This is a genomic window from Sporolactobacillus inulinus (genome assembly GCF_006539285.1).
GTDB lineage: Bacteria > Bacillota > Bacilli > Bacillales > Sporolactobacillaceae > Sporolactobacillus > Sporolactobacillus inulinus.
This window is the reverse complement of sequence record NZ_BJMS01000113.1, coordinates 1-9,124: the sequence shown is the minus strand read 5'-3', so window position 1 is coordinate 9,124 and position 9,124 is coordinate 1. Positions and strand designations below refer to the sequence as shown.

Genomic DNA, 9,124 nt, shown 5'->3' with positions numbered 1-9,124 from the left:
CACATGGCTGGAGATAAAGGACCAAGCACAGCTTGGCTTTTCTTAACAGAAATTCTACAAAAACAGGTCCATGCCTTTACTCTACTTTTTTAATCCACCATAGGTAACGATGGAAGTCGCCTTTTTCAATCGGTACGTTTAAACCACTGTTCATCAGTTCATCGCCACTGAACACATCGCCGTTTGCACAATTTTCATAGACGAAGTCCGGATTCAATCCTTGAAAATGAAAGACTTTTTGTACGAGATTTGGGTTGAACCATACGGAAAAATAAAAACCGATGGCTTCCTTTTGGTCAGGCGAGACAAAGCACCAGGCGGCATCATTGCTCATGAATGGATTACATAGGCGATAGAAATTGCCAAATTGAATCAGTGGGCGGATTTTTTTATAAAAAGCGACTTGTTTTTTTACGGTGGCTTTATCCTCGTCGCTTAATTTAGTCAGATCAAGTTCATAGCCGAAATTTCCGGACATGGCGACTGCGCCGCGCATAGCAAGCGAAGTGACGCGGCCGACTTGATGGTTGGGCACGGCGGAAACATGGGCGCCCATGGCAATCGCTGGGTAGACAACGCTTGTTCCGTATTGGATGTTCAATCGGCAAACGGCGTCGGTATTGTCGCTGGTCCAGGTTTGCGGCATGTAAAAGAGCATACCCGGATCAAAGCGGCCGCCGCCGCTTGAACAGCTTTCGAACAAGATGTTTGGAAAGGCATGCGTGAGGCGCTCCATTAGTTCATAAAGCCCAAGTATGTAGCGGTGTGCGGTTTCCTGTTGGCGGTCAGGAGGGAGAAGTGCTGAACCGACTTCAGTCATGTGCCGGTTCATGTCCCATTTTACGTAGTTGATGTCCGCGTCCGATAAAATGGTTGAAAGCGATTGATAAAGGTAGCGGCGAACATCCGCGCGTGACAGATCAAGCACGAGTTGGTGGCGGCTGAGACTATGGGGGCGACCTGGGACGTGAAGCGTCCAGTCAGGATGTGCACGGTACAAATCACTGTCTGGTGAGACCATCTCCGGTTCGAACCAGAGGCCGAACGCAAGTCCGATGTCGTGGATTCGCTTTGAGAGTCCTTTGAGTCCATGCGGCAGTTTGCGTTTGTTGACAAACCAATCGCCAAGCGAACTTTTATCGTTGTCTCGCCGGCCAAACCAGCCGTCGTCTAGGACGAAGAGTTCGATGCCTGCTTTTTGGGCTTCAGCGGCAATGGCGAGCAATTTTTCTTCATTTAATTTGAAATAGGTTGCTTCCCAGTTATTGATGAGAATTGGGCGAACGCGATCACGGTAGGTTCCACGGGCGAGGCGGCTTCGATAAAGCTGATGGTAGGTGCGCGACATGCCGCCGAGTCCTTGATCCGAGTAGACAAGCACGGCCTCAGGGGCTTGAAAGCTTGCCTCAGGATTAAGTTTCCAACTGAAGGTGAATGGATTAATGCCTATCGATGCGCGTGTCGTGTGGTATTGCTCGACTTCAATTTGTGATCGGAAATTGCCGCTGTATACGAGGCTGAAGCCAAATACGTCCCCCTGATTCTCATCAGCATTCTTGCGCATCAAGGCAAAAAAAGGGTCATGCTGCGGGCTGCTGGCGCCACGCGTGCTCTCAATAACCCGGCTGCCGGGTGCGAGCGGCTGACGATCCATGTTCCGCTCGTCATTATGCGTGCCATAGAACGTAAGTAAATCAAATTGATTATCGCGTAAATCAAGGCTGGCACTGGAGACTTTGAGAAGGCGGATTGCACGGTTACCTTTGTTTTCGAAACGTACTGTGCGGGCGATGGCATCAAAGTCGCGAAAAACGGTATACGTGAGTATAACCGATAAACCGGTGACTTGATCCTCGAGCATCAGATCAATTGAGTCTGCTTCCGCATTTTTCTCAACATAAGTAGCCGGTAGCCCCCTAAGTTTTCGCTTACCTGAATAGATGATGTGACCGCTGTAGCGCAAATCGCTGACCGTTGTTCCATTTTCCAGCTGAACCGCATAGGCGGGATGACGATAATCACCATTTCCGTATCCCGGATACTCGAGTGGGAGTGTGCTTAAGGAAAAGCCGCGATGTTTCGGATCGGCGTAAGGAGCAAAGGATCTTGGCGCCTTAATCACCGGTCTGCTGCCTAGATAGTGGTTGATTCGCTTTCCCCAGTAAAGGTGGAGCAGATAGCCATTGTCGACTTGCATGACATAACTGGAATGTTTGGTTTGCAAGTGAATGCATCTTTTTTTCGAATCATAAATAATCATCACTACACCTCCGGGAAGCGCACATACGATGTGTTGCTTTATTCATTGTATGTGAAAAGAAATGCACATCATGATTAAAAATGGGGGGCAAGATAAAAACAGACCGAGGCATCTGCCTCGGTCTGAAGTTTCGTGTTTGTTCGTTAGCTGGTCAGTGGTCGCTGCCGGCGGATGAATAGAATATTGATCGTGATGAAGACTGCCGAGAAAAGGATCAATATGAATCCGTCAAGCCACCAGTCGGAGAATTCACTTCCGCGAATCATGATGTTCCGCAGAGCTTCGGTTGAATAATGGATCGGCATCAGATTTCCGATCGCCTGCACCCAACCCGGCAGTGTGTCGATCGGAAACAACCCCGATAAAAAGATTTGCGGGACGATCACCAGCGGGATGAACTGGAACATCTGCAACTCGTTCGATGCGAAGGTCGACAGCAGGATGCTGAGCGACAACGCGCTGAATGACAGAATGAAAACGATGATCAGGACATCGAGCAAATGTCCGACATTATAGATCTGCAGCACGTAGACGATGTAACAGGTCAGCAGGAACGATTGAACAATGACGAACAAGCCGAATCCGATCATGTAGCCCCAGATAATTTGATAATTTTTCATTGGAGAAGCCATGAGCCGGTCCAGTGTTCCGGTTGTTCGTTCGCGTAGAAAAGAAACGCCGCCGATCATAAAGATGAACAGGAAAACGAAAATCCCCACCATTGCCGGACCGAAAGCATCAAACGTATTTAGATCGTCATTGGCATGAAGATAAGAGACATCGAGCGTCACTTTCTCCGGCTTTTGAGGGCTGTCCGGTTCTTCGACTTTTGGCGCATTTTGCGTGATTTGTGCCAACGCGCCGGGCGCATAAATCTGCATTGCTTTAGACATTTGTGCGATCGTCTGCTGCTCGGCTTGCATGCCTTTTTTCTGTGCTTTAATGACATCGGTGAGTTCGTCTTTCATCGCAGAGACCGTGATCGCTTGCACCTTTTGCATTGATTTTTGAATTTTGCTCATGGCCAGGCCGTTGCGCTGTGGATCGCTGCCTTCCAAGTGAACTTTTACTGGATTCTTCAGGTCAACATACGCATCGATTTTCTTGTCCGCGAGTGCCTGTCTTGCTTGCAGCGGAGTCATGCGTTCATAATCGTTTTTCGCGAATGCGCTCATGTAATCGGACGAGTCATAATGAATGATTGCAAGATTCGGTTCGGATGCTTTAGCGCCGAAAATATACCAGACGAGCGTCAAAATTAGCAGAGGTGCGACAATCAACAGTGCCAAGGTGCGTTTGTCACGAACGATCTGGCTGATGATGCGCCGCGCCATCGCAAAGAGATTTCTCATTTTTTCGCCCCCTCTTTTTCCATCGCGATAAAGATGTCTTCAACCGATGAGACATGATAACGCTGCATCAATGCTTTCGGCGCACCTTCAGCGATAATTTTTCCTTCACTGAGCAGTCCGACGCGGCTGCACTGCGCGACTTCGTCCATGACGTGAGTGGTGACGATAATCGTCGCTCCTTTTTCTTTTAAATAATGAAACAGGGTCCACAATTTCTTGCGGATCAGCGGATCAAGCCCAACGGTTGGTTCATCGAGCAAGTAGAGCCGGGGTTGATGAATCAGCGCGGCAGCAAGCGACAGGCGTCGTTTCATACCACCGGAGAATTGGGCGACACTTTTCTTGAGATCTTTGTCCAGTTCAACCGCTTTTGCGACCTCGAGGATGCGGGCTTTTTTCGCCTTTCCATGCAGTCCTTGGATCGAAGCGAAGAATGAAAGATTCTGATAGGCACTTAATTCGCTATATAAAGCATCGGACTGAGCCATATAACCGAGAGAACGGAAGGCGTTCAAGGTTGGGCGCTGCTCAAAGAGCTCAATCTTGCCGCTGTCAGCCTTTTCCAAACCGAGTAAAATACGTACCAATGTTGTCTTTCCGGCACCGGATGGCCCAATCAGTCCGTATATTTCTCCTTCTTGAAGTGTGAGCGATACATCGTTGAGCACGATTTGGTTCTTATACTTTTTGTGTAGATGCTCTCCTTTTATAGGGAAACTCATCGTCATCACATCCTTTGTCAATGGAGCTCTTAGTGAACACTGTGTTCACTAATTATGATAAAATGGAATCGGTAATTGTTCAATAGTCAATCGTTTTCGAAATGATCATTAGTGAACATAAACGGCATCTGTGTCTTTTATCCTTTGCTTTTGGTGATCCTCTATAATAGCCGGGAGGGATTCGGATGGTATCGGAGTCAACCGATTTGCGCGTGATTAAGACGCGGGCTGCGATTGAAATGACGTTTCTTGATTTGCTGCTTCAAAAAAAATTCAATACGCTTACTGTAAAAGATATTGCAGCGGCTGCCCAAATAGGTCGCGGCACCTTCTATCTTCACTTTCTCGACAAGTACGATCTACTGGAAAAAGTGATTGACGAAGGTTTAAATGAGACGGTTGACAAGTTTCATCTACATACTTATTTTGTTGATGGAAAGGTGTCGTTCGATCGGATTACAGGTTTTGTGCAAACCATGTTTCGCCATTTCAAGCGAAATGACCGATTTTTTCGCGCGATGTTCTTTAATGAAGACATTCCAATGTTTCGGCAGCGCATGCAAGAACGGTTTCTGTCTAAATTTCAACAGGAAATCGGTCAAATGAGTCTTCCTGTGATCGAAAAAGATCCATTAATGCTCGAAATTATGCCGATTTTCGTTTCATCAGCGATGATTGGACTGCTTAGCTGGTGGTTTGAACGACAGGCCAAGATCCCGGAAGAAGAAATTGCACGCAGAATTCTAGTGATTATGACCCAAGGCCCACTGAGGGCGTTGGGACTCGACGTGTAGCAGAGTGAAAAACCCCGAAGAGGCCGATGGGTGCCTCTCCGGGGTTTTTCAGTAGGAATGGGTTTAGCGATGAGCAGCAAGCTCTTTCTTGTATGCGCTGTGATCGGTCGGACCGGTATAGTCGTTTAAGCGGAAGGATCCGCGAATCGCTGCAGTCACAAATTTCTTCGCCACTTGAACAGCTTCAAGAACGGGTTGCCCTTTGGCGAGACCGGCGGTAACCGCTGCGGCATAGGTGCAGCCGGCACCATGAATGTTCGGCGTGTCGATGTAGTCATCAGCAATAATATGGAAGTCTTTTCCGTCATAAAGCACATCGATGGCTTGATCTGTATTCGGAAGCCTGCTGCCGCCTTTAACCAGTGCGTTCTTCGCACCCAAGGCAACGATCTTCTTCGCCGCTTCCTTCATTTGATCAACGCTTGTGATCCGCGGCATACCGGTTAAACGTGCCGCTTCATAGAGATTCGGCGTTGTAACCAATGCTTTTGGAATTAAGTAGTCGAGCATTGCGGCCGTGTTTTCCGGCTGCAACTCCGGTTGAATTTCTTCCTCTGCCCCTTTGCAGACCATAACGGGATCAATGACGACGCGCGCCAAATGATTCTTTTCAATCGCATCTGCTGCAATTTTAATAATTTCCGGTGAAGCGAGCATGCCGGTTTTCATCGCATCGACGCCAATACCGACGATGATTGTATCCAGCTGCTTCTTGAGCAATTCGGTATCCAGTGCAGTAACGCTGTGCGCCCAGCTTTTATGTGGATCCATGGTCACGATGCAGGTCAGTGCGGTCATGCCGTAGATGCCGAGCTCTTGAAAGGTCTTCAGATCAGCTTGCATGCCGGCGCCGCCGCTCGAATCCGATCCGGCGATTGTCAATGCTTTATTCAGTGTAGTCATCGAAAAGCCTCCTGTCCTTTTTCACGTATCTTCTATTATAATGAGTCGACGCTGAAAAAACTATGTCCCTGCTTTTGTGAGCGGGAAGAGAATGTCGAAAAATATTTGAGGCCATCAATTAATAATTCGCGCAATTGATCCGATAAAAAGTTTAGACGTGTATCGCAAAAGAGCGGCTGAAATTTTCTGCTATTTTAGGGCGCGTTGTTATTGACAGCATAGACGGAGTGAACGACACTAGAAATAAAGACACCGGGGACAAGCTGTTTCAGGGAATCAGTGAAGCACTTGATTGATGCATAGGGCGAGCAAAAAATACATTCATGGAGCGGCTGGTTTTGGAGCCTTCGTGTTGTCGTCAATGACTCAATGAAACTGTTAACTTTCGCAACACAAAGTTTACAATGACGAAGAGAGCGATTAGGAGGAATTTTAGTGAAAAAAATCATTGTACCTACTGCTCTTGTGAGCGGATTGCTGTTTTCAGGCGCCGGCCAACAGGCATTGGCTGCATCGGGACAGGATGTTGTCAGCCAGGCATTAAATTATCAAGGCAAGGCGTATCAATATGCCGCGCCGGCCTTTTCAGAAGATTCATTTGACTGCTCTTCATTTACACAGTTCATTTACAGCAAAGTGCTGAATGCATCATTACCGCGCACATCTTCGGCGCAGTCAGAGCAAGGGATTGCGGTATCCAAGGATCAATTGCAACCGGGCGATTTGCTCTTCTTTGATACTGCTGGTGACGGCGGGATTCATCATGTTGGCATCTACATGGGCAATGGAAAAATGATCAGCGCTGAAGTTACAGTGGGTGTACATATAACCAATGTGTTTAGCGGCGGCGGTTCCCAATCCTACTGGGAACCAAAGTTTAAAACCGCGCGCAGAGTCGTCGCTGCAACGGAAACGGAATCTGCACAGAATCAATCGGAACAACCGGCCCAGTCCACCGCGCCGGCACAGACGAGTGCAACTTCGAGTTATACGGTCAAGAGCGGCGACAGTCTCTGGAAAATTGCAAGCCATCATGGGATGACGGTTGCCAAACTGAAATCATTGAACCATTTAAAGTCGGATCTGATCTATCCGGGACAGGCGTTAAAGCTTTCAGGCTCCACCCAGACTGAAGCAGCATCACAAAACAGCGGCGCGGTACAAGAAACGGAAGCGCCCGCAAAGACAAGTGCAGCAACCTATACCGTGAAAAGCGGCGACAGTCTTTGGAAGATTGCAACGGGAAACGGTATTTCCGTAAGTGCATTGAAATCAATTAATGGATTGAATTCCGATGTGATTTATCCGGGTCAAACGCTGAAATTATCCGGATCTGCGTCATCATCGAAAACGGTAATCACGCAGACGGCCGCGAAAAGCACCTCTTCTTCTTCAAAAAGTACGTATAAGGTGAAAAGCGGCGATAGCCTTTGGGAAATTGCGACGCTACACGGCATTTCGGTGAACCAATTGATGCGCGCCAACAACTTATCGGCGACACTGATCTATCCAGGACAACATCTGCTTATTCCTAGTTCGCTGTAATGTGCGGCGTACGAATCGAATGAACGACTTCCTTCCCCTTAAACGGAGCTTATTACGTTCCGTTTAAGGGGTTATTTTTTGCAGGTAAGCATGCTGATTTCTGTACATCAAAAGGTTGCCACCGCATCCTGCGGAAATAACGACCGGGCGCTTTTTACCTGGTTTTTCTTATTAAGGAAATGGAATTGAAAAAATGAATGGAAGCGCTTTACTAATTAGGTGCTCGAGTTATAATGTGTATAAACGGTGAATAAAAGGTGAACAAAAGGTTAAAAAATGATATTTACTGTTTGTTTTCACTAATATGTAACAAATAACACATTATATAGGCTCCATTAACGTTATAATAAAAAGTTTATGCTATAATGTGAAAGGTTTGTTATGCGTTCGAATAGAGAGGTTAAGAGGGGAGGAAGAGCACACGTGAAGAATTTAAAAGCACTCATAAAACCGGCTTTGCTGCTGATGGCGCTGCCGATGCTGACGGGATGTTCAGAGAAAATAGCTGTGTTGAACCCGCAGGGCCCGGTGGCAAGGTCGCAATATCATTTGATTATTTGGTCATTAATTATGATGAGCTTGGTTCTCGCTGTTGTTCTAATCATATTTGTTTATGTCCTTGCGCGGTATGGGCGCAAAAATAGTGATGGATTTGATCCTAATGATACAGGAAACAGAAGGCTGGAAATCGTCTGGATGGTTATTCCGGTGCTTATCTGCGTCTTATTAGCCGTTCCTACTGTGAAGACGCTGTTCAGTTTGAACCAGCCGCCGAAAGCAACTGCGGCGCAGGCACAGACAGCGGGAAAATCGCTGACCATTGATGTAACTTCGGTTCAATGGAAATGGTTGTTTCGTTATCCGGGTCAGAAAATTGAGACCGTTAATTATGTCATGATTCCCGCGGGTACCCCGGTGAAGTTCCGTCTGCATGCCTATGATGCGATGAATGCATTCTGGGTTCCTGAACTTGGCGGACAGCAGTATACCATGACGGATATGCCGATGCAGCTTTGGCTGCAAGCCGATAAACCCGGCAATTATGATGGGCGTAGCTCCAACTATTCCGGCAAAGGTTTTGCACACATGACGTTTAAAGTGATGTCACGGTCAGCGAGCGACTTTGACCGCTGGGTGAACGATGTAAAAGAAAACAAGCCTGCACTGACTCATGAAAAATATATGGAATTGCTGAAGCCGAATACGGTAAAAGCGCAAGCGTTTTCGTCCTACCCGGCAATCGTTGCAAAGGATCTGAATAAAGCGCAGATGGAAGCACTGATGAACGGTGAATCTGTGGATACCGATTCAATGCACGGTATGGATATGGATCACGAGAGCGGGGAAGGAGGATCTCAAAATGATTGAATCAATTAAATCGTTTATGGGATGGTTTTTTGTCACGGGCGATCCAATGATCTATGGTGCCGATGCATCCATCGCATTGGTTTCGATCGGTATCGTGGCCGTCCTAACCTATTTTAAAAAGTGGAAATGGCTGTGGGAAGAATGGCTGACAACGGTTGATCATAAAAAAATAGGTATCAT

The 9,124-nt window shown here is 47.2% G+C and carries 8 protein-coding genes; 4 read left to right on the top strand and 4 right to left on the bottom strand.

From position 1 onward, the window contains the following. Positions 1–76 precede the first annotated feature (76 nt). From SIN01_RS12830 to SIN01_RS12820, 3 genes are all read right to left on the bottom strand, one after another. Positions 77–2,260, bottom strand: coding sequence for an alpha-galactosidase (locus SIN01_RS12830; protein ID WP_010027312.1), 2,184 nt, complete (start codon positions 2,258–2,260; stop codon positions 77–79). A gap of 143 nt (positions 2,261–2,403) precedes the next feature. Continuing rightward, complete coding sequence (locus tag SIN01_RS12825) at positions 2,404–3,612, bottom strand: ABC transporter permease (protein WP_010027311.1); 1,209 nt, start codon at positions 3,610–3,612, stop codon at positions 2,404–2,406. Then, entirely contained in the window at positions 3,609–4,334 is a 726-nt protein-coding gene (locus SIN01_RS12820; RefSeq protein ID WP_010027310.1) for an ABC transporter ATP-binding protein, read from the bottom strand. The genes SIN01_RS12825 and SIN01_RS12820 overlap by 4 nt, the downstream gene beginning before the upstream one ends. A gap of 185 nt (positions 4,335–4,519) precedes the next feature. Here SIN01_RS12820 and SIN01_RS12815 point away from each other — a divergent pair, with 185 nt between their 5' ends. Beyond that, positions 4,520–5,128: a TetR/AcrR family transcriptional regulator gene (locus SIN01_RS12815; protein WP_010027309.1), complete on the top strand. Its 609-nt coding sequence runs from the start codon at positions 4,520–4,522 to the stop codon at positions 5,126–5,128. A 63-nt stretch (positions 5,129–5,191) separates the two neighbouring features. Here SIN01_RS12815 and pdxK read toward each other — a convergent pair whose 3' ends face one another. Next, positions 5,192–6,031 carry a pyridoxine/pyridoxal/pyridoxamine kinase gene (pdxK, locus tag SIN01_RS12810; protein ID WP_010027307.1) on the bottom strand — a complete coding sequence of 280 codons (840 nt, stop codon included), beginning with the start codon at positions 6,029–6,031 and terminating at the stop codon, positions 5,192–5,194. Positions 6,032–6,466: 435 nt separating this feature from the next. On the opposite strand from pdxK, the gene SIN01_RS12805 reads away from it, so the two are divergent. The 3 genes from SIN01_RS12805 to SIN01_RS12795 all read left to right on the top strand — a co-directional run. After that, positions 6,467–7,576, top strand: coding sequence for a LysM peptidoglycan-binding domain-containing protein (locus SIN01_RS12805; RefSeq protein ID WP_010027306.1), 1,110 nt, complete (start codon positions 6,467–6,469; stop codon positions 7,574–7,576). Positions 7,577–7,999: 423 nt separating this feature from the next. Then, complete coding sequence (gene qoxA / locus SIN01_RS12800) at positions 8,000–8,944, top strand: cytochrome aa3 quinol oxidase subunit II (RefSeq protein ID WP_010024728.1); 945 nt, start codon at positions 8,000–8,002, stop codon at positions 8,942–8,944. Beyond that, positions 8,937–9,124: hypothetical protein (locus SIN01_RS12795; protein ID WP_141306114.1), on the top strand; the 188-nt coding region annotated here is incomplete at its 3' end. The genes qoxA and SIN01_RS12795, both read left to right, overlap by 8 nt.